At 60.8% G+C, this 18,146-nt stretch carries 20 protein-coding genes and 2 tRNA genes; 9 read left to right on the top strand and 13 right to left on the bottom strand.

The window, feature by feature from the left end:
* Positions 1 to 90 precede the first annotated feature (90 nt).
* From KUD11_RS11555 to torT, 5 genes are read right to left on the bottom strand one after another with little or no spacing between them, the layout of a single operon-like run.
* A complete protein-coding gene (locus tag KUD11_RS11555) occupies positions 91 to 414 on the bottom strand; it encodes a cupin domain-containing protein (RefSeq protein WP_109384570.1) in 324 nt (107 codons plus the stop codon).
* 9 nt (positions 415 to 423) lie between these two features.
* Positions 424 to 1,407: an ABC transporter permease gene (locus KUD11_RS11550; RefSeq protein WP_109384571.1), complete on the bottom strand. Its 984-nt coding sequence runs from the start codon at positions 1,405 to 1,407 to the stop codon at positions 424 to 426.
* Entirely contained in the window at positions 1,400 to 2,404 is a 1,005-nt protein-coding gene (locus KUD11_RS11545; protein ID WP_109384572.1) for an ABC transporter permease, read from the bottom strand. The genes KUD11_RS11550 and KUD11_RS11545 overlap by 8 nt, the downstream gene beginning before the upstream one ends.
* Complete coding sequence (locus tag KUD11_RS11540) at positions 2,401 to 4,005, bottom strand: sugar ABC transporter ATP-binding protein (protein ID WP_109384573.1); 1,605 nt, start codon at positions 4,003 to 4,005, stop codon at positions 2,401 to 2,403. The genes KUD11_RS11545 and KUD11_RS11540 overlap by 4 nt, the downstream gene beginning before the upstream one ends.
* A 6-nt stretch (positions 4,006 to 4,011) precedes the next feature.
* Entirely contained in the window at positions 4,012 to 5,058 is a 1,047-nt protein-coding gene (torT, locus tag KUD11_RS11535; protein WP_181375258.1) for a TMAO reductase system periplasmic protein TorT, read from the bottom strand.
* A 418-nt stretch (positions 5,059 to 5,476) separates the two neighbouring features.
* Between torT and KUD11_RS11530 the strand changes: the two genes are divergently transcribed.
* Positions 5,477 to 5,550: transfer RNA gene (locus tag KUD11_RS11530), tRNA-Gly, on the top strand.
* 52 nt (positions 5,551 to 5,602) lie between these two features.
* On the opposite strand, the gene KUD11_RS11525 is transcribed toward KUD11_RS11530, so the two are convergent.
* The 3 genes from KUD11_RS11525 to KUD11_RS11515 form a co-directional block, all read right to left on the bottom strand.
* Complete coding sequence (locus KUD11_RS11525) at positions 5,603 to 7,417, bottom strand: ABC-F family ATP-binding cassette domain-containing protein (RefSeq protein ID WP_109384575.1); 1,815 nt, start codon at positions 7,415 to 7,417, stop codon at positions 5,603 to 5,605.
* 31 nt (positions 7,418 to 7,448) lie between these two features.
* Complete coding sequence (locus KUD11_RS11520; RefSeq protein WP_109384576.1) at positions 7,449 to 8,234, bottom strand: GNAT family N-acetyltransferase; 786 nt, start codon at positions 8,232 to 8,234, stop codon at positions 7,449 to 7,451.
* An 87-nt stretch (positions 8,235 to 8,321) separates the two neighbouring features.
* The gene (locus tag KUD11_RS11515; protein ID WP_109384577.1) at positions 8,322 to 8,774 is read right to left on the bottom strand and encodes an outer membrane protein assembly factor BamE; all 453 of its coding nucleotides are present in this window, start codon (positions 8,772 to 8,774) and stop codon (positions 8,322 to 8,324) included.
* A 113-nt stretch (positions 8,775 to 8,887) separates the two neighbouring features.
* Here KUD11_RS11515 and KUD11_RS11510 point away from each other — a divergent pair, with 113 nt between their 5' ends.
* From KUD11_RS11510 to KUD11_RS11475, 8 genes are all read left to right on the top strand, one after another.
* Positions 8,888 to 9,442: a YceD family protein gene (locus KUD11_RS11510; RefSeq protein ID WP_109384578.1), complete on the top strand. Its 555-nt coding sequence runs from the start codon at positions 8,888 to 8,890 to the stop codon at positions 9,440 to 9,442.
* Positions 9,443 to 9,597: 155 nt separating this feature from the next.
* Entirely contained in the window at positions 9,598 to 9,804 is a 207-nt protein-coding gene (gene rpmF, locus KUD11_RS11505) for a 50S ribosomal protein L32 (RefSeq protein WP_109384579.1), read from the top strand.
* A 36-nt stretch (positions 9,805 to 9,840) separates the two neighbouring features.
* A complete protein-coding gene (gene plsX, locus KUD11_RS11500; protein WP_109384580.1) occupies positions 9,841 to 10,941 on the top strand; it encodes a phosphate acyltransferase PlsX in 1,101 nt (366 codons plus the stop codon).
* Complete coding sequence (locus KUD11_RS11495; protein WP_109384581.1) at positions 10,938 to 11,903, top strand: beta-ketoacyl-ACP synthase III; 966 nt, start codon at positions 10,938 to 10,940, stop codon at positions 11,901 to 11,903. The genes plsX and KUD11_RS11495 overlap by 4 nt, the downstream gene beginning before the upstream one ends.
* A 96-nt stretch (positions 11,904 to 11,999) precedes the next feature.
* A complete protein-coding gene (gene ihfA, locus KUD11_RS11490) occupies positions 12,000 to 12,302 on the top strand; it encodes an integration host factor subunit alpha (protein WP_109384582.1) in 303 nt (100 codons plus the stop codon).
* Between the two features lie 9 nt (positions 12,303 to 12,311).
* Positions 12,312 to 13,148, top strand: a complete 837-nt coding sequence (locus KUD11_RS11485; protein WP_109384583.1) for a MerR family transcriptional regulator — start codon at positions 12,312 to 12,314, stop codon at positions 13,146 to 13,148.
* Between the two features lie 62 nt (positions 13,149 to 13,210).
* Positions 13,211 to 13,287 (top strand) — tRNA-Pro (locus KUD11_RS11480).
* Between the two features lie 52 nt (positions 13,288 to 13,339).
* On the top strand, positions 13,340 to 14,413 hold the full coding sequence (locus tag KUD11_RS11475; protein ID WP_109384584.1) for a 2'-deoxycytidine 5'-triphosphate deaminase: 1,074 nt from the start codon (positions 13,340 to 13,342) through the stop codon (positions 14,411 to 14,413).
* Between the two features lie 7 nt (positions 14,414 to 14,420).
* Here KUD11_RS11475 and KUD11_RS11470 read toward each other — a convergent pair whose 3' ends face one another.
* The 5 genes from KUD11_RS11470 to KUD11_RS11450 form a co-directional block, all read right to left on the bottom strand.
* A complete protein-coding gene (locus KUD11_RS11470; protein WP_109384585.1) occupies positions 14,421 to 14,621 on the bottom strand; it encodes a hypothetical protein in 201 nt (66 codons plus the stop codon).
* Positions 14,622 to 14,691: 70 nt separating this feature from the next.
* The gene (gene scpB, locus KUD11_RS11465; protein WP_109384586.1) at positions 14,692 to 15,360 is read right to left on the bottom strand and encodes an SMC-Scp complex subunit ScpB; all 669 of its coding nucleotides are present in this window, start codon (positions 15,358 to 15,360) and stop codon (positions 14,692 to 14,694) included.
* 4 nt (positions 15,361 to 15,364) lie between these two features.
* Entirely contained in the window at positions 15,365 to 16,156 is a 792-nt protein-coding gene (locus KUD11_RS11460; RefSeq protein ID WP_109384587.1) for a segregation and condensation protein A, read from the bottom strand.
* A 3-nt stretch (positions 16,157 to 16,159) separates the two neighbouring features.
* The gene (gene nagZ, locus KUD11_RS11455; RefSeq protein ID WP_224380214.1) at positions 16,160 to 17,152 is read right to left on the bottom strand and encodes a beta-N-acetylhexosaminidase; all 993 of its coding nucleotides are present in this window, start codon (positions 17,150 to 17,152) and stop codon (positions 16,160 to 16,162) included.
* Positions 17,149 to 18,108 carry an SPOR domain-containing protein gene (locus KUD11_RS11450; protein ID WP_224380213.1) on the bottom strand — a complete coding sequence of 320 codons (960 nt, stop codon included), beginning with the start codon at positions 18,106 to 18,108 and terminating at the stop codon, positions 17,149 to 17,151. Before KUD11_RS11450 ends, nagZ begins: the two co-directional genes overlap by 4 nt.
* Positions 18,109 to 18,146 lie beyond the last annotated feature (38 nt).

Raw genomic sequence — 18,146 nt, 5'->3', positions numbered from 1 at the left:
TCTCCCAAGGCTTCGGCCAAGACTTGGTGAAATACGCATAAACCTTTGCCCAAGGCCGTTCTACGGCCCGGATCAGCCCTTGGTACGGTCCTAAGCGCCGCCCGCAGCGCTATCCTTGAACTCCACCTCCATGAAGGCAAACTCGAAGTCATTCCCGTTTACCACATCATGCTCAACGCCCAAATTTTTAAAATAGGGCACGCCTGTCTTCAGCTCGGCGCGGGTCATTTTCCCATCCGGGTCAGTCAGTTCCAAAAAGCCATCCTGCACCGGCACCACGACATAATCATACTCATGCCTGTGCCAGCCCGTGTTGTCCCCGCGCGCGGCAAAACGCCATTCGGTCACGCGTGTGCGCTCGTTGTCGATAAACACCTTCGGCACCGCTGTGCCCGCTCCGCTTCCCTTACACATGGCTGCCTCCTACCGCCCGCGATTGCGCAGCGCATCAAGTGCTGCTCCAAAAATCAAGATTGCCCCGATCACCACAGGTTGCAATGCCCCGTGGATCTGCTCAAGGTTCATGCCGACCGAGAGGCACGTGATCAGCAAAGCGCCATAGATTGGCGCCGAAATGCCGCCCGCCCCGCCGCGCAAGGACGCGCCGCCAATCACTGCCGCCGCGATACTGCCCAGCACCAACGACGTCCCGAGGTTCGGCTCGCCAGACCCGGTCTGCGCGGTCATCAGAATGCCGGCGATGGAGGCCAAGACCCCTGCGCTGACATATGCGAAGAAAAGATGCTCTTTCACGCGCCGCCCGCCGACATGGGCCACGGCGTTGCTGTCGCCCAGCACATAGAGCACGCGCCCATGCACCGTCCGCGTCAGCGTGAAATGGATGCCCCATGCGACCAGCCCCGCAATCACCACAGGGATCGGCAGCAAGAGGATCAACATCTGATTGAAACCGAAATTGAACGCATCAGGCAGATTGAAAATAGGAAAACCGCCCGAAATCGTGGTCGCAAATCCGGTGAAAATACTCATCGTGGCCAGTGTCGCGATAAACGGGTTAATCCGCGCATAAGCCACAAGAGCGCCGTTCACAGCCCCGATCCCCACTCCGATCAGCAGCCCGCACACCACCCCTGCCGCGATCCCCGCACCCGCCCCCATCGTGGGGATAAGCGCTGTCATCACCATGGAGGACGCGACCGACACCAGCGAGACGTTGGCCCCCACCGACAGATCAAACCCCCGCGTGATGATCACCATCAATTGCGCGCAGGCCACGAAGAAAAACAGCGACGATTGCTTGAGGATATTGACCACATTGCCGCCCGACACCATCGCCGGTTGTAGCAGGGCAAAGACCAGCACGACCGCCACAATCGCGAGCGGCAACAAGAGATGCGTCCCCATGCTGCGCAGATCGAAACCCGGTGTTTGCGTTTGATCAGACATGACGGCCCTTTCTGCTCTCGCGGAAGCTCTCAGCGGCCACGGCGATAATGATCACCAGACCTATGATGATGATGTGATACTTGCTGTCGATCCGCGCGAGGCTCATCCCGTTGCTGAGCACCGATAGGAAGAGGGCGGCCATCACCACCATCCCGATCCGCCCCACGCCGCCCTTGAGGGCCACACCGCCAATCACCGCGACCGATATACTCTCCAACATCAGGTTGCTGCCCAGCGTCGCCTCGCCCGACCCCACCCGCGCAGTGAGGAAAAGCCCGACAATCCCGGCCAGAAGCGCGCTGAACACATAAGCCAGCCAGATATATTTGCGTGTGTTGAGCCCCGACAGGCGGGACGCTTTCTCATTGCCACCGACCGCATAAAAATAGCGGCCCATCCGCGTCTGGTTCTGGATATACCAGATCACCAGCACCACAATCATGGCCGCATAAACGATGTATGGCAGGCCAAAAACCTTGCCGCGCCCGATCTCGCGGGTGAAAAGCTCGGGCATGTCATAAATCGGCGTACCCCCCGTGACATAGCCCGCAATCCCCAGCGCAATCGTCATCGTGCCAATGGTCACCATGAAGGGCGAGATTTTCATCACGCTCACGAAAAAGCCATTGGCGATGCCTACGATGATCGCCGGGATCAGCCCCATGAGACACCCCAAAAGGACGATCATCCCGACGCTCTCGACCCCCATCTCCGACAGCCCCGCCATGGACAAGGCCGCACTGACCGAGGTCAGCGCGACAATGGCCCCGACGGAGATGTCAAAACCGCCGACGATGATGACAAGCATCTGCCCGGCCGAGATGATCGTGAGAAACGACGCATTGCGCAGCACGTTGATCAGATTGTTGGTCCGCACAAACCGTGGCTCATAAAGCGCCAGAAACACGCATGTCAGCACCAGAACGATGGGCAAAATGCCCACCACACGGAGGATGCGGCCCATTTGGCTCTCGCGGGTCAGGCTTGCATCGCTCATTGTGCCGCCTCCCCGCCCGTTGTTTCTCCGCTCGTTGCCTGCCCACTCGTCGTGACCTCGTGATCGAAGAAAAGCGACAAGAGCGCATCTTCCGTGACCGCCTCACCGTCAAGCTCACCCACGATGGCACCCTCGCGCATGACCAGAACCCGGTGCGACATATGCATGACCTCGGCCAGCTCGGATGAGGCGATGACCACCGCCTTACCGTCCTCGGTCAGTGTCTTGATCACGTCATAAATCTCCAGCTTGGCTTGGATATCGACACCCACTGTGGGCTCGTCGAATAAAAATACATCAAAATCGCGCGACAAACCCCTGGCAATCATCAGTTTTTGCTTGTTGCCACCCGATAGTTGATCCGCCTTCGCGCCAAGGCCCGGCGTGCGGATTTTCAGCTTGTCGATCATGGATTGGGTAAAGCTTGTCTCGGCTTTGCGCTTCAGCAATGTCTTACTGCGCGAAAAGGCCGGATCATCCAACGCGGCGATGGTACCGTTGAAGACCATGCTTTGGTGCATCGCCAACCCTTCAGTCGCGCGATCGGACGGAAAATAACAGATGCGCGCCTTGAGCGCCTTTCGTGGGTTATGATGCGTCAACGCCACCCCGCTTGCCGTGATCCGGCCCCGCGCGGCGGTCTCCAGCCCAAAGGCCGCGCGCAGCACCTCGGATTTGCCACAGCCCGCAAGGCCCGCAAAGCCCAGAACCTCGCCCCGGCGCACGGCAAAGCTCACATGCTCGGCCAGACCGCTTTGCAGCGTCACATCCTCAAACCGCAAAACCTCTTCGCCCACATTGCGCGCGACATGCGGGAAAAACTCGTCAAAAGTCCGCCCCGTCATCAGTTGCACAAGCTCCTTCTCGCTTGTGTCCTCATTGCGCACCGTGGCGATAAACTTGCCGTCGCGCAGCACCGTGATCCGGTCCGCAAGGCGCTGAATTTCTGGCATCCGGTGCGAGACATAGACGATCCCAAGACCGTCCGCACGCAACTGTTCTATGATATCGAAAAGCTGCGCGGCCTCCTGATCGGTGAGCGACGCTGTCGGCTCATCCAGGATCAGGACCTTGCAATCCCACAAGAGCGCCTTGGCGATCTCAACCATCTGCTGATGGGCGCGCCGCAGGCTGCTGACCTGCGCGGCAGGATCAAGTGCAAAGCCCAGCCGGTCCAGCACAGACGCCACGCGCGCGCGCATCGCCGCCTTATCAAGCCGCGCGCCACGCATCACCTCATGGCCGAGAAAGAGGTTCTCCTCGACCGTCATATCGGGGATCAGGCTGAATTCCTGAAAAACGATGCTCACACCCTTTTTATGCGCGATCGCGGGGCTGAGCGTACCAGCCGGGGCGCCAAAGAGATCGTATGTCCCTTCGTCAAAGCCCTGAACGCCGCAAATGATCTGAATAAGGGTGGATTTGCCCGCGCCGTTTTCGCCAAAAAGCACATGCACCTCGCCCGCGCGCAGCTCAAACTGCATGTCGTCCAGCGCCTTGAACGCGCCATAGGATTTATGCAACCCCTCGATCTTGATCAGGGGGAGCGAGACAAAGCCGGGCGCTGCTTGAGCGCCCGGTGTATTTGTTGCGATTGTCATCAAGACTTACTCGACCGAGTAGACCGGCTCCCAATCCGCCGGAGCGAAGGACCGGCTCAGATCAAGATCGGCGATATTGTCCTGGGTCACAACAGTCATCGAGGGGAAGAGATGTGTCATATGCTCTTTGCCCTCAAGGATGCGCACGGCCATGTCCATGGCGATCCGCGCCTCCATAACCGGCGATTCGGTCACCGTGGCGGTCACGGCACCAGACTTGACCATATCGACCATACCCTCGTTCGAGTAATAGGCCGCAACCATCGCATTTTCGATGCCCGCCTCTTCCAGAGCCTGGCCCGCGACTTCTGCTGTCACGGCCGTGCCGAAGATGATGTTCACGCCGTCATGGGCCTGAAGCGCATCTTCCACGAGCTGAAGCTGAATGCTCTTGCCGGTGTCACCGTATTTGGATTCGAGCAGTTCGATGGAACTGCCTTCCAGAGCGCGCGTCACGCCCTCAGTGGACGCCTCAGCCCAGCCGGAACCTTGGGGCCCGGGGAAGTGCACCATGCGCATGGGCGTGTCGCCCGCAAGCTCGATCAGGTAGTTCGCACCCGCCTCAGCCGCATCGTCGTAATTGGCAAAGATGCGCGCATCGGCCACATCGCTCATCGGGTTGATCACGCCAACCTGCACGATGCCCGCTTCGCGGCCCTCTTCCATGCTCTTGGCCAGACCCGCCTCGGAAATCGCGCCAATCACGATCGCATCAACACCCAGCGCCACACAGTCATTATACTGCGCTACCTGCTTGGCAGCTTCGGTGTAGCCGCCTGCCTCAAGGATGGTGGCTTTCACACCCAGCTTGCGCGCCTGATCCACGATGCCGTAGTTCACGCCGACCCAGTAGCTGTCTTTCATGTGCGGAAAGAGCACGCAGATGTGCCAAGGCTGCTCGGCCGCCTCCAGACCGACATAAGACACGACCTCGGCCCCGCCGCCTTCGGCGTTGATCACGTCAAAAGGCCAGATATCAGCGGCAGATGCCGTTGTTGCCACGGACGACGCTAGCAGCGTCGAGATCGACAGGCTGGTAATGAGTTTTTTCATGTTTGAACCTCCAAGTTCGTAGTTTTTTATCATGTGCCGCGTGCTGTTGCCGCGTCTCAGGCTTGTCCCAGCCGCGCTTGATGCGGAGTATGTTGGGTGCAAGCGGCCTATTATTGGTCGTCAGCGGCCTAATTGGGCTGAAATAGCGCACAAGCAGGCAAAGCATGCCTCTAATCCAACCCAGACCACGGCCAAATATAGTGTAGTGATAGAGGCTTTATATTGTAAAATACGATTTTCAGCGATGCGTAATCGGTATTTCTGATACCTTGGGCCGCGCGAATATGCAAATAATCCGCCTACGGAGGCGCTTATTCCGCGCAGCAACAAAGACGTAAGGGGCCCAGACTTGCCCCCAGCGCGCGCCACGAATGGCGCTTGATCCTGCCCGCGCTTTGGGGCAAACCTTCACTCAGCGGCGGGTATGGTGAAAAGGTATCACGGCAGCTTCCCAAGCTTTAGTTACGAGTTCGATTCTCGTTACCCGCTCCAGCTTTGCTCAGATAAATTGAGTGCCGCCACGTGCCTTGATCAGGCGCGCTGCTTAGGACGCTTCGGCCTTCTCGGCCAGCACCATCCACTCTTCCTCCGCCGCCGCCAAGGCCGCCTGCCGGGTGGTCAAAGCCTCGCTCGCCTTGCGGAACTTCACAGGCTCACGGGTGTAAAGCTCTGGGTCAGCCATCAGCCCTTCAAGCTTGCCAATCTCCGCCTCCAGCCGCGCGATCTCGGCAGGCAGGGCCTCCAGACGGTGGGTCTCAGTGAAGCTCAGCTTCACCGCAGGTTTTGCCGCAGGCGCCGCCTTCGCGTTGGATTTGCGGGGTTTTGCCTGCGTCTCCTCCGCCGGATCACTGCCCCTTTGCGCGCGGTAGTCACTCCACCCGCCCGCATAGACAACGGCGCGGCCATCGCCTTCCATCGCAATGGTGGTCGCCGCAACCCGGTCGATAAAATCACGGTCGTGGCTGACAAGGATCAGCGTGCCGTCATAATCATCGAGCAACTCCTGAAGCAGGTCCAGCGTCTCGATATCGAGGTCATTCGTCGGCTCATCAAGCACCAGAAGGTTGCTCTCCTTGGCCATCAGCTTGGCCAGCAAAAGCCGCGCTTTTTCGCCACCAGACAGCGACCGCACAGGCGCACGCGCCTGCCGCTCGTCAAACAAAAAATCTTTAAGGTATCCAATCACATGGCGCGGCATCCCGCGCACCAGAACCTGATCGGCCTTGCCCGACACGCGCATGTCGGGATCACCAGTTAAGCTGTCCCAAAGGCTCATGTCCGGATCAAGCTGCGCGCGGCTTTGATCAAACACAGCAGGCGCGAGATTGGTGCCCAAACGCAGGCTGCCGCTGTCCGGTGCCTCTTGGCCCAAAAGCATCCGCAGCAAGGTGGTTTTGCCCACGCCATTAGGACCAACAAGCGCGATCCGGTCGCCGCGTTGGATCTTAATGGAGAAGTCTTGCAAGATCACCTTGTCGCCGTAAGCCTTTGATATAACTTCAGCCTCGGCCACCAGCTTGCCTGATTTCGGCCCCGACTCCAGTGCCATGGACGCCGCCCCCTGACGGCGGATCTGGCTTGAACGTTCGGCGCGCAACTCTTGCAAGGCGCGCACCCGGCCCTGATTGCGCTTGCGCCGTGCGCTGATGCCTTCCACGGCCCAACGGCCTTCGGACTTGATCTTGCGATCCAGCTTGTGGCGCTGCATGTCCTCATCGTCCCAGACCTTGTCGCGCCACGCCTCGAACGCGTCAAACCCCTTCTCCTGCCGCCGCGACATTCCCCTGTCGATCCAGAGTGTTGCGCGCGACAGCTCTCGCAGGAAGGCGCGGTCGTGGCTGATCAGCACATAGCCTGCCTTGGTCTCCTTGAGCGTCCGCTCAAGCCAGCCGATCGCCTCGATATCCAAGTGGTTGGTTGGCTCATCCAGCAGCATCAGCTCCGGCGCCTCGGCCATCAAACGCGCCAGCGCCGCGCGCCGCCGTTCCCCGCCCGAGGCAGTGGACACATCGCCCTCGGGGTTGAACTTCAGCCCCTCGGCGGCCATCTCGACCTTGTAATGCTCCGCAGGGTCCAGCGTGGCGGTGGCATAATCCCCCAGCGTGGCAAACCCGGCCATATCAGGGTCTTGTTCCATATATCCAACGCTCGCACCCGGTGCGATGACCAGCGATCCTGCATCCGCCTCGACCAGCCCCGCCATAACCTTCATCAACGTGGATTTACCCGACCCGTTGCGCCCCACAAGGGCGAGCTTGTCACCCGGCTGCACCACCAAGGAGAGGTTGGAAAATATTGGATCACCGCCAAAGGTCAGGGCGATGTCGCTCAGCTGTAAAAGGGGGGGACGGGCTGCCATATCGGGCAGCTAACCCGCCCGCACGGCCCCGTCAAGAAGGCTTGGGCGCACGGGTCTCGGCATCGGCCCGCAAAAGCCGCTTGCGGGCCTCGGGGATCGTTGCAATCTCAAGCCCGGTGAAGACATGCAGCGTGTTCATCGCCCGGTCCACCACCGCGTGATCGCTAACCCAGCCTCCCATCAAAAGATAGGTGCGCAGCAAGGGCGGCATGAGGTCGGACGCGCGGCGCAGATCAGGACGCTGACCAGCGCGCAGAGTAGACAGGGCGACAATTTCAGGCGCTTTGATCCCTGGCATCCACGCCTCTGGCGCACGGTGCCGCGCCGCAAGAATGGCAAAGGAATCTGCATAACGCGCCGCCTCAATCCCTTGAAACGAGGAACACCCAAAGAGAAGTTCCACCCCATTGGCATCCACGTATGCCGTAAGTGCGCCCCATGCGGCGCGCAAGATATCGGGGTCTTGGACCTCTGGATGGGTGCAAAAGCGGCCAATCTCGACCACCGGGCCGGGAAAGGCGGCGAGCCGCGCGAGATCATAGAATTGCGCCGAATAGCTGCGCGCAATGGTCGGGCCTGTCAGGGGGAATATCCGGTAGCAGCAGACAAGCCCGCCGCTGCGCCGGTCCTCCACCAGAAAATGCAAGCAATCGGCGTCAAACCCGTCGCAATCGGCCCCGGCCCGCCCAAAGCTGAGCGCGCGAAGCGCCTGCGCACGTGCCAAATCATCCGGGCCGTGGGCCAGCCGCGCCACGTAGCGTGGCCCCGCGTATGGACTGGCAACCGGATCGACCGTCGGGCCTGTGAGTGATGTCATAACTGGCGCTACCGCCTCATGCTGCGGGGCGACGCGCCCTGCCCGACTCTATCATAGCACTTTGCGAGCACGAATGCCCGACCTGGCTCAGAAAAAGTCGGCCGGGTTGATATTGCCGATATTACCCAAGATCTGCCGCAAGAACCCCTGCCCCTCGACCGAAGAGTTGGTAGCCCGCCGCGACAGCGCAACAATCTTGCCATCGCTGAGGTCGAACCGCTCAATATTGGCGATCGTGTCGGAGCCATCAAAGCTGATGGCGAGTACTTGGCGCTCAATCACTTCGGGGCGACGGATGCCGTAATTGCGGATGCGGCTGCGGACATAATAATAATCCCCGCCGCTGAGCACACCCGAAGCCGAGGGTGGCCCGATCAGATCATCCACCGTGGCGCGCGAATCCACACCAACCACAAGCTGTTGCAAGTCTTCGTCCAGCGGGACATAGCCATGATTGTTGAAGGTGGCGCTGCACGCTGTCATAAAGCACAAAGCGCCTGCCGCGAGGATCGCACGAAAGGAAAGTTGGTGTCCGAACATGTCTGACCTCTTGATACTGCCACGCGGTGCCTTTCATCCCGCTTACAACACTCCCCCCCTCGGGTTCAAGGCCGCGTTAACCTGTCTCGCCCCGACAAGGACACGCATCGCTCATGGCTGATACGACCAAAACCCCCGAAGTTCTGCGCGCGGCGGACCTCTCGCCAAGTCGCGGCCTCACGCTCGACCTTGTGGCGGATGCGCCTATGCGCGCGCAGATGGCCAAGGATCTGGATCTGCCAAGCGTGCGCAAGCTGAGCTTTCGCGGCACGCTGACCGGCATAGGCAAACGCGACTGGGAGTTGCGCGGAGACCTGGGCGCCACCGCGGAGCAAAGCTGCGTGATCACGCTGGAGCCCATTACCACGCGTATCGACGTGCCCCTCAGACGGCAGTTTTTGGAAAATATGCCTGCCCCCTCTACTGATGAGGAAATGGAAATGCCCGAGGATGAAAGCAGCGAACCGCTCGCTGAGTTCATCGACATACCCCGCATCCTGATGGAGGCGCTCGCGCTGGCCCTGCCCGACTATCCACGCAAGGACGGGGCCACACTGACGCAGACCGCCTTCACCACCCCCGGCAGCACCCCGATGAGTGACGAGGACGCCAAGCCCTTCGCAGGCCTCGCGGCTCTGAAGCAAAACCTTGACAAGAACGACACGTAACGCGCGAGAAACTGCTTGCTAAAAGCCCCTTTGCCTGTATTTTCGCGCTTTCATCGGAATTTGGGGTTGAACCGACGGCTCACTCGGAAGTATGAGCCGCGTGAACCCATGAAACCGGGCCAGATATGAGGCCCCAAGGAATTTAGGATCGCACCATGGCCGTCCAGCAGAACAAAGTCTCCAAGTCGCGTCGCAACAATCGCCGCGCGCACGATTCTCTTTCGAGTGCAAACCCGAACGAGTGCCCGAATTGCGGTGAGCTGAAACGCCCCCACCACGTATGCTCGGCTTGCGGCCATTACGCAGACCGCGAAGTCGTGGCGATGACAGACGACATCGACCTGGACGAAGACGCAGCCTGAGGCCCCTCCCGGCCTGAATACGGATAGGACACCCCCATGACAGCGCAGCAGGACACGGCTCCGGTGCGGCATGGGCGGACGGTTATATCCATAGATGCGATGGGTGGCGATCTTGGCCCGGCTGTGGTTGTGGCCGGGATTGCAAAATCCGCGTCGCTTAATCCCGATATCGGTTTTATCCTGCACGGCCCCCGCGCCGAACTGGAGCCGTTGGTCGCTCGCAAGCGGGTTCTGGCAAATATCTGCGAGATTCGCGACGCCCCCGATATCGTGTCGATGGATGACAAACCCAGCCACGTTATGCGCCACGGCAAGAACACCTCCATGTGGTCGGCCCTCGAATCGGTCCGCGCGGGCGAGGCGACCGTCTGCGTGTCATGCGGCAATACCGGGGCGCTGATGATGATGAGCGTTCTGCGCCTGCGCCGCCTACCCGGCATTTATCGCCCTGCGATTGGCGTGCTCTGGCCCTCGCGCAATCCCCAAGGCTTCAACGTCCTGCTGGACGGGGGCGCGGATATTCGCGCCGATGCCAAAGATCTCATGCAATATGCGCTTATGGGCGTGAGCTATGCGCGCAATGGCTTTGACGTGGCGCGGCCTCGCGTGGGCCTGCTGAATGTCGGCACCGAGGAACATAAAGGCCGCTCGGAACTGAAAGAGGCGCATGAGCTTATCTCCTCCAATGCCCGCCATGCGGATTTCGACTTCATCGGCTTTGTCGAAGGCCGCGATCTGCCCGGCGATATTTGCGATGTGATCGTCACCGACGGGTTCACCGGCAATGTCGCGCTCAAAACCGGCGAGGGCACGGCAAACCTGATTGCAGAGCTTTTGCGCGAGGCGTTCAAATATACGCCCCTGTCGCGGCTCGCCTCGCTGCTCGCCTATACATCCCTGCGTCGCCTCAAAAAGCGGATCGATCCGCGTCAGGTCAATGGCGGCGTATTCTTGGGCCTCAACGGCACGGTCGTAAAATCGCACGGCGCGGCGGATGCCACGGGCGTTTCGGCGGCTGTGAAGCTTGCCTTTCAACTGGCCCAGAGCGGGTTTTCTGAAAAGCTGGCCGCGCGGGTTGCATCCGCCTCCCTGCCCGCCGAAGATGCGGGCTCCGAAGCAGACGGTGAAAACACATGACAAGACGCGCCGTGGCCCGCGGTATTGGGCATTACCTGCCGGACAGGATCGTTCCGAACAGCCATTTCGAGGGTCTCATCGACACTACGGATGAGTGGATTCGCACCCGCTCCGGCATTGAGCGGCGGCATTTCGCCGCCGAGGGTCAAACCACATCAGATCTGGCGACCCGCGCGGCGGAGGCCGCCCTGGCCCATGCAGGTCTGACGGCGCAGGACATTGACGGGATCATCATCGCGACGTCCACGCCGGACCTCACATTTCCCTCTGTGGGCACGATGGTGCAACACGCGCTGGGGATGACACGCGGATTTGCCTTTGACGTTCAGGCCGTCTGCGCGGGCTTCATCTATGCGCTCTGTAATGCCAACGCGCTTATCGTGGCGGGTCAGGCAGACAGGTTGCTGGTGATCGGCGCGGAGACGTTCAGCCGCATCATGGATTGGGAGGATCGCAGCACCTGCGTCCTCTTTGGCGATGGCGCGGGCGCACTGATCCTTGAGGCGCGCGAAGATGCAGAGGATCGCGGTATTCTGGCGACGGACCTCAATTCTGACGGGCGCTACCGCGACATGCTCTATGTCGATGGCGGCGTCAGCACCACAGGCACGTCCGGCAAGCTGCGGATGCAGGGTAACCCCTTGTTTCGGCAGGCGGTGGACAAGCTGGCGAGCACCGCTGTGACGGCTCTGGAGCGCGCCGGTCTTTCGGGTGCCGATGTTGATTGGGTCGTACCGCATCAGGCCAATATCCGCATTATCGCAGGCACCGCAAAGAAGCTTGGCCTACCAATGGACCGCGTGATCCTTACGGTGCAGGACCACGGAAATACCTCGGCCGCCTCCATCCCGCTGGCCTTGTCCATCGGTGTAGCGGACGGGCGGATTACGACAGGTGATCTGATCCTCAGCGAGGCGATCGGCGGTGGATTGGCATGGGGTGCCGTGGTGATGCGCTGGTAATGGCCGCAAACCTGAGTAAACTTGGCAGACCAAGCCGTTGATATTGACTTTCAAATTTTATTGGCTCTAACCTTACAAAACAATCCGGGGGACAGGATGAGTGATAAGACACTGACGCGCATGGACCTGAGCGAAGCTATTTTTCGCGAAGTGGGCCTCTCACGCAACGACTCCGCACAGTTGGTCGAAAGCGTTCTGGAGCATATGTCGGATGCTCTGGTACGCGGCGAGCAGGTGAAAATTTCTTCGTTTGGCACCTTTTCCGTGCGCGAGAAATCTGCCCGCGTGGGCCGCAATCCGAAAACCGGCGAAGAAGTCCCTATCAACCCGCGCCGCGTGCTCACCTTCCGACCTTCGCACCTGATGAAGGATCGCGTGGCCGACGGCAACAAGCGCTAAGCCCGGCATATGTCCAAATCCGCAGACGCCTTTCGCACGATCAGCGAAGTCGCCGACTGGCTGGGTATTCCCGCTCATGTCCTGCGGTTCTGGGAAAGCAAATTCACCCAAGTGAAACCCGTGAAACGCGCGGGCGGCAGGCGGTATTACCGCCCCGCCGACATGCAGCTTCTGGGCGGCATTCGCAAACTTTTGCATGATGAAGGCATGACGATAAAGGGCGTACAAAAGATCATGCGCGAACAAGGCGTTAAACACGTCATGGCCCTGTCTCCGCCGATGGATATCGATGATTCTCTGGGTATGGATGAGATCACTCTTGAGGTGGCGCCCGAGGCCGAAGAAGAGCGTGGGCAAGTGCTGAGTTTTGGTCGATCGGGCGGTGAAAAACCCACCGAAAGAGCCGTGAGAAAGCCTGAGCCTGTGTCAGAGCCTGACCTTGAGCCTGAGGCCGCAGCGGATGAGATGCAGGACGCCACGGCCCCTATCGAGGATGAACCAGCGCCCGAGCCTGTACCTGAGACCACGCCCTCCAGTGAGCCTGACCGCACATTAGCCAAGGACGTGCCTGAGGTGGATAGCGCGGATAATGCGCCCGAATCCCCCCCCGCCGAAGCGGCCACGCCAGAAGAACCGAAACACCAAGACCCCCCCGTCCTTCCCAGCGCGCGCCCGATCACCACGCCGGATGATCCGCCCGATACAATCACAGCCCCTGCGGGAACACTCACCGCTTTGGCGGGTCTCTCAGCGCCAGTTTCCCCCTCCAAGGCAGATGCGCTCAGCGCGCTGGCCTCGCGTTTGCGCGATCTGCGAGTGCCCGGATCGACGGGCACCACCCCTTAGGTGGAAAACTTGTCTGCCCCCCCTTGTTCTGCGCCGCAAAACAGGTATGAAGCATCCATCGTCGGGCTATGGCGCAGTCTGGTAGCGCGTCCGTCTGGGGGACGGAAGGTCGCAGGTTCGAGTCCTGCTAGCCCGACCATTTACACCCTTCCCGCAGACCCGCTACCACGCAAGATAAAGGCGGACATCATATGACCGGTGTTCTCGCCTCTCAACAGCTTCGCAAAATGGCCAAAACGGGCCAGATTACTGCGAATCCTGCGATCAAAGACGACCAAATCCAACCTTCAAGCATTGATCTGCGCCTCGGGCAGACCGCCTACCGCGTCCGCGCCTCGTTTCTTGCGGGCGCAGGCACCCCAGTGGCAGATCGCATTGCCGAGTTCGAGATGCACCGCATTGACCTTGGCCCCGGCGCAGTGTTGGAAAAGGGCTGTGTCTACGTCGTCCCCCTGATGGAGCAGTTGGCCCTGCCCGCCGGGCTTCAGGCTGTGGCGAATGCCAAATCCTCCACCGGGCGGCTGGATCTGCTGACACGGCTCATCACCGATGGCGGCACCGAGTTTGACCGTATTCCCGAAGGCTATACCGGCCCGCTTTATGCCGAGATTTGCCCCCGCTCCTTTTCGGTCCTCGTGCGCCCGGGCATGCGCCTCAACCAAATCCGCTTTCGCGCGGGCCAAGCGGTGCTGAGCGACGCGGAGCTACACGCCCTTCACAAAGCCGAACGTCTGGTGGACAGCCCTGCCGAGATCAACGAGGGGCTTGGCTTCAGCGTCGATCTCAAACCCAGCGCCGGCACATTGGTCGGCTACCGCGCCAAGCCGCATACCGGGCTGATTGATCTGGAGCGGATCGGGCATTACGATCCGGCGGAGTTTTGGGAAGAGGTCCATAGTAACGAGGGCCGCATCATTCTGGACCCCGGCGCGTTCTATATTCTAGTGAGTCGCGAGGCTGTGCATATCCCGCCAAGCTATGCCGCAGAAATGGCGCCTTACGTGGCGATGGTAGGCGAGTTTCGGGTGCATTACGCGGGGTTCTTTGACCCCGGTTTCGGCCATGACGCGGCGGGCGGTGCAGGCTCGCGCGGAGTTCTTGAGGTACGCTGTCATGAAGCGCCCTTCGTGCTGGAGCACGGGCAAAGCGTGGGGCGTCTGATCTATGAGCGCATGGACGAAATCCCCGCGCAGCTCTACGGCGCGGAGCTTAAATCAAATTATCAGGGGCAAGGTCTGAAGCTGTCGAAACACTTCAAGACCTGAGCAGACCTTACATCCGGCCGATCTTGCGCGCCATCCGCATGGTTTGCTTTGCGCGTTTTTGCGTTGGGGCGGCATCGACCTGTGCGCCCTCGGGGCGACCCTTCGACATGCGGTTCGTCGCCGCATCCATGCCGGCATTTATCCCTTTGCTCATAACACGGCGCATAACCATGCGCACAACCATGTTAACCATTGAGTTGACGTTCATAGCGCCCTCCTGTTTTACTGCCTGATGGAGAATATAGTGTCGAACTATGCCATTTTGATGGCAACATAACCTATTCTTCAAACAATTCCGATTGATCGCCCTCTTCCAGCAGCATCTCGCCGTCCTCATCCTCGCCCGAGGGCGCACCGGGCATGGAGGATGGCGGCAGACGGCTGTCGAGAAGCCCCGCCTGCCGAAGCTCCTTGAGGCCCGGAAGATCGCGCGCACTCTCCAGCCCGAAATGGCTGAGGAACGTCGCGGTGACCACGAATGTCACAGGGCGTCCGGGTGTCATCTTGCGCCGCCCAAGCCGGACCCATTCCATCTCCAAAAGCTGATCCACCGTACCCCGGCTGACCGACACACCGCGAATTTCCTCGATCTCGGCCCGTGTTACAGGCTGGTGATAGGCGATGATCGCCAATGTCTCGATCGCGGCCCGGCTAAGCTTGCGGGTCTCCATCGTCTCGCGCTGCATCAGGAATCCCAGATCAGGTGCCGTGCGCATCGCATAGGCATCGCCGGTTTTCATCAGCGTCACGCCGCGCCCCTCATAGCGTTTGCGCAAGTAAACAAGCGCCTCGGCGGCATCGCTGCCATGGGGCATCCGGTCGTTAAGCTCGCGCACCGTGACAGGCTCAGCGCTCGCAAAGAGGATGGCTTCGACCATACGCTCCTGCTCGCCTATCGGCGGCGCTTCAAAGAGGCTTTCTTCTTTGGTTTCAGGCTCTTCACTCATACAGTTATTCCTTCCGCCTCAGCTCGATTGGCGCGAAATGTTCGCCCTGCCGAATCTCGATCCGCCCCTCTTTGGCAAGCTCAAGCGAGGCCGCAAAGGTCGAGGCCGTGGCCGAGCGGCGGCGTGCAGGGTCGGTGCCGAACCCATCGGGCAGATAGGTCACGATATCCGTCCAACCACCCGCAAACCCGATCAGGCCCCGCATCCGGTCCAGCGCGGCCTCCAGCGGGTAAATCGCATCACGGTCCCACGCATAGGGGCGAAACTCATCCTTCGTGCGGGTGCGCGCATAGCCCTGCATCAGGTCCAGAAGCGAGGCGGTGTAAGTGATCTTGCGCGAGCGTGTGATCTCCTCGGGCACGCCACGCGCAAAGAAATCCCGGCCCAGCCGGTCACGCCCCATAAGACGTGCGGCCACATCGCGCATCGCCTGAAGGCGCTCAAGCTGAAACGCGAGATGTGCGGCCAACTCCTCGCCTGAGGGGCCTTCCTCTGTGGGATCGGGCGGCAGCAGCAGGCGGGATTTGAGAAAGGCGAGCCACGCCGCCATGACGAGGTAATCCGCAGCCAGCTCCAGCCGGAGCTTGCGGGCTTTCTCTACAAAGGCCAGATATTGCCGCGCAAGTTGCAGCACGGAAATACGGCGCAAATCCACTTTTTGAGTGCGGCTGAGCATCAAGAGCACGTCGAGCGGCCCCTCAAACCCATCTACATCCACGATCAGCGCCTCTGCCGCGAGCCTTTCGGCCACGTTATCCGCCGCACCGCGATCAAAATCCTCGTCCGTCTCAGACATATCCTACCCGCCCATGATGGCAGACAGCTTTGCCTCCAGCGCGGCAATGTCAACCTCATCGGGCGGTCTGCGTGCGGCCAGGGCGGCCTCGGCGCGGGTCTGTGCGGCGGGGCTCATCGCGCCTGAGGCCTCGGCAACGGCCCGGCGCGTGTCCAGATCGGCGTTACAGAGAAGCGCCACATCACAGCCCGCCTCAAGCGAGGCGCGTGCAATATCGGCGGGCGCGCCGGTCAGCGCCTTCATTGATATATCGTCGGTCATGATAAGCCCGCCAAAGCCAATCTCATCGCGAATGATCCGCATCATCTTAGCCGATACCGTGGCCGGAACCGGGTCAATCGCACTGTAGCTCAGATGCGCGGTCATCCCCATCGGCAGGTCGCTCAGCGCCTTGAAAGGTGCGAAATCGCATGCGGTGAGTGCGGCATGATCCGCGTCCACCACGGGCAGGTCAAGATGGCTGTCGGCGGTGGCGCGGCCATGACCGGGGATGTGTTTCACAACCGGCAAGACGCCACCCGCCAGATGCCCCTCCGCCACCGCCCGGCCCAAGGCCGCAACGCGCGCAGAGTCCGTACCATAGCACCGATCGCGGAGAAAATCATGGGTCTCGGGGCCCGCCACATCCACCAAGGGCGCGCAATTGCTGTCGATCCCAAGCGCGCGCAGTTCATGCGCAATCAAGCGATAGCGCAGGTACATCGCCTCCTCGGCCTGCGCGCCTGCCTGCTCCACAAATGCCAAAGGTGCGGGCCAAACCCGCCAAGGTGCGCGCAGCCGTTGGACCCGACCGCCCTCTTGGTCGATGGTTATCGGGGCCTCGCGCCCCACCGCCTCGCGCATATCATCACAGAGCGCGCGGATTTGGTCAGCATCCGCAATATTGCGGCCAAAGAGAATAAATCCAAACGGATTGGCCTCGCGAAAAAACGCCTTTTCCTCAGCGCTCAGGCGAAGTCCTTCTGCGTCGAGGATCGTCGCGCCAAATCGGCTCACCGCGTGACCACTGGGATGCACTCGGCCCGCTCGGCCACCAAAGCCGAGCAGAAACGGCGCGCATCGGCCAGATCCTCAAACCCTATGGCGCGCAAACGGTAGAAGGTCCGCCCACCGCTTTCGGCGCGCTGAATAACGCGGCCCTTGCCGCTCAGAACATCCTCAAACCGCGCCTCAAGCCGCGCCCATTCCTCAAGAGCAATCGCCTCACTTTTGAATGCGCCAAGCTGCGCCAGCCGCGTGCCTACCGGGATATCAGCGGCGGCCACATCTTGGCGTGCGCTTTGCGCGGAACTCGGCGCACCATTGGAGAGCGACGCGGCTTGCACCCCAGAGGGGCGCGCTTTGGGGCGCAGAGAGCTGCCAATACCGCCCGAAATCGGTGTGGAAATGCGCAGATTGGCCTCAGGCACCACCTCACTCAAAGGGGGCACATCTTGCGACAGGGCTTCGGCCAAAGCCAGCATCGCGGCCTCCTCATCGGTGGCAGGCGCTGTGGCCTGAGACATTTCAGGCGCCGCTTGGGTGACGTCTGAAGGCGCTGTCTCGGGCGTTGTTGCGGTTTGCAGGGAAGTCGTCTGAACCCGCTCCAGCGTCGGATCATCCTCCAGCGTCAGGTCAAGCGGGGCCGGAGCGAGGATCAACTCATCTGGAGCCGAGGCCGCCGTTCCGGTCGCGGCCACACCATTGACCGATAGTCCCTGATTGGCCGCTTGTTGTCCGCCGGGTTCTTCGGGCTGGACCCGCATCGGGCCTTCGGCGGCGCGGATCACAGGCACACCGCTCACGTCGCGCGCCATCAGCTTGTAACCCCAAACCCCAAGGCCAATCATCAACCCCAAAGAGATCGCAGACGCGACCCAATATGTCAGTTTTGAAAGCGTGCTTACCTGATCTTGGCCGCGGGTTCCGCGCGCCTCACCGGACCAGTGTCCGTCTGCCTGCATCTGTGCCATATCTCGCCTCTTTGCCGCCGGCCAGCATGTGCCGGGGA

This window comes from Roseovarius carneus (assembly GCF_020141465.1).
Classification (GTDB): Bacteria; Pseudomonadota; Alphaproteobacteria; order Rhodobacterales; family Rhodobacteraceae; genus Roseovarius; species Roseovarius carneus.
This window is presented reverse-complemented; position numbering and strand designations above follow the sequence as displayed.

Excerpts from the sequence above, each read along its gene's own strand:
- KUD11_RS11495 (WP_109384581.1), top strand. The coding sequence starts at position 10,938 with ATGACAAGACGCGCCGTGGCCCGCGGTATTGGGCATTACCTGCCGGAC.
- KUD11_RS11475 (WP_109384584.1), top strand. The coding sequence starts at position 13,340 with ATGACCGGTGTTCTCGCCTCTCAACAGCTTCGCAAAATGGCCAAAACG.
- torT (WP_181375258.1), bottom strand. The coding sequence starts at position 5,058 with ATGAAAAAACTCATTACCAGCCTGTCGATCTCGACGCTGCTAGCGTCG.
- KUD11_RS11540 (WP_109384573.1), bottom strand. The coding sequence starts at position 4,005 with ATGACAATCGCAACAAATACACCGGGCGCTCAAGCAGCGCCCGGCTTT.
- KUD11_RS11515 (WP_109384577.1), bottom strand. The coding sequence starts at position 8,774 with ATGTTCGGACACCAACTTTCCTTTCGTGCGATCCTCGCGGCAGGCGCT.
- KUD11_RS11550 (WP_109384571.1), bottom strand. The coding sequence starts at position 1,407 with ATGTCTGATCAAACGCAAACACCGGGTTTCGATCTGCGCAGCATGGGG.
- KUD11_RS11520 (WP_109384576.1), bottom strand. The coding sequence starts at position 8,234 with ATGACATCACTCACAGGCCCGACGGTCGATCCGGTTGCCAGTCCATAC.
- ihfA (WP_109384582.1), top strand. The coding sequence starts at position 12,000 with ATGAGTGATAAGACACTGACGCGCATGGACCTGAGCGAAGCTATTTTT.
- KUD11_RS11525 (WP_109384575.1), bottom strand. The coding sequence starts at position 7,417 with ATGGCAGCCCGTCCCCCCCTTTTACAGCTGAGCGACATCGCCCTGACC.
- KUD11_RS11555 (WP_109384570.1), bottom strand. The coding sequence starts at position 414 with ATGTGTAAGGGAAGCGGAGCGGGCACAGCGGTGCCGAAGGTGTTTATC.
- scpB (WP_109384586.1), bottom strand. The coding sequence starts at position 15,360 with ATGAGTGAAGAGCCTGAAACCAAAGAAGAAAGCCTCTTTGAAGCGCCG.
- plsX (WP_109384580.1), top strand. The coding sequence starts at position 9,841 with ATGACAGCGCAGCAGGACACGGCTCCGGTGCGGCATGGGCGGACGGTT.
- KUD11_RS11485 (WP_109384583.1), top strand. The coding sequence starts at position 12,312 with ATGTCCAAATCCGCAGACGCCTTTCGCACGATCAGCGAAGTCGCCGAC.
- KUD11_RS11470 (WP_109384585.1), bottom strand. The coding sequence starts at position 14,621 with ATGAACGTCAACTCAATGGTTAACATGGTTGTGCGCATGGTTATGCGC.
- rpmF (WP_109384579.1), top strand. The coding sequence starts at position 9,598 with ATGGCCGTCCAGCAGAACAAAGTCTCCAAGTCGCGTCGCAACAATCGC.
- KUD11_RS11510 (WP_109384578.1), top strand. The coding sequence starts at position 8,888 with ATGGCTGATACGACCAAAACCCCCGAAGTTCTGCGCGCGGCGGACCTC.
- KUD11_RS11460 (WP_109384587.1), bottom strand. The coding sequence starts at position 16,156 with ATGTCTGAGACGGACGAGGATTTTGATCGCGGTGCGGCGGATAACGTG.
- KUD11_RS11450 (WP_224380213.1), bottom strand. The coding sequence starts at position 18,108 with ATGGCACAGATGCAGGCAGACGGACACTGGTCCGGTGAGGCGCGCGGA.
- KUD11_RS11545 (WP_109384572.1), bottom strand. The coding sequence starts at position 2,404 with ATGAGCGATGCAAGCCTGACCCGCGAGAGCCAAATGGGCCGCATCCTC.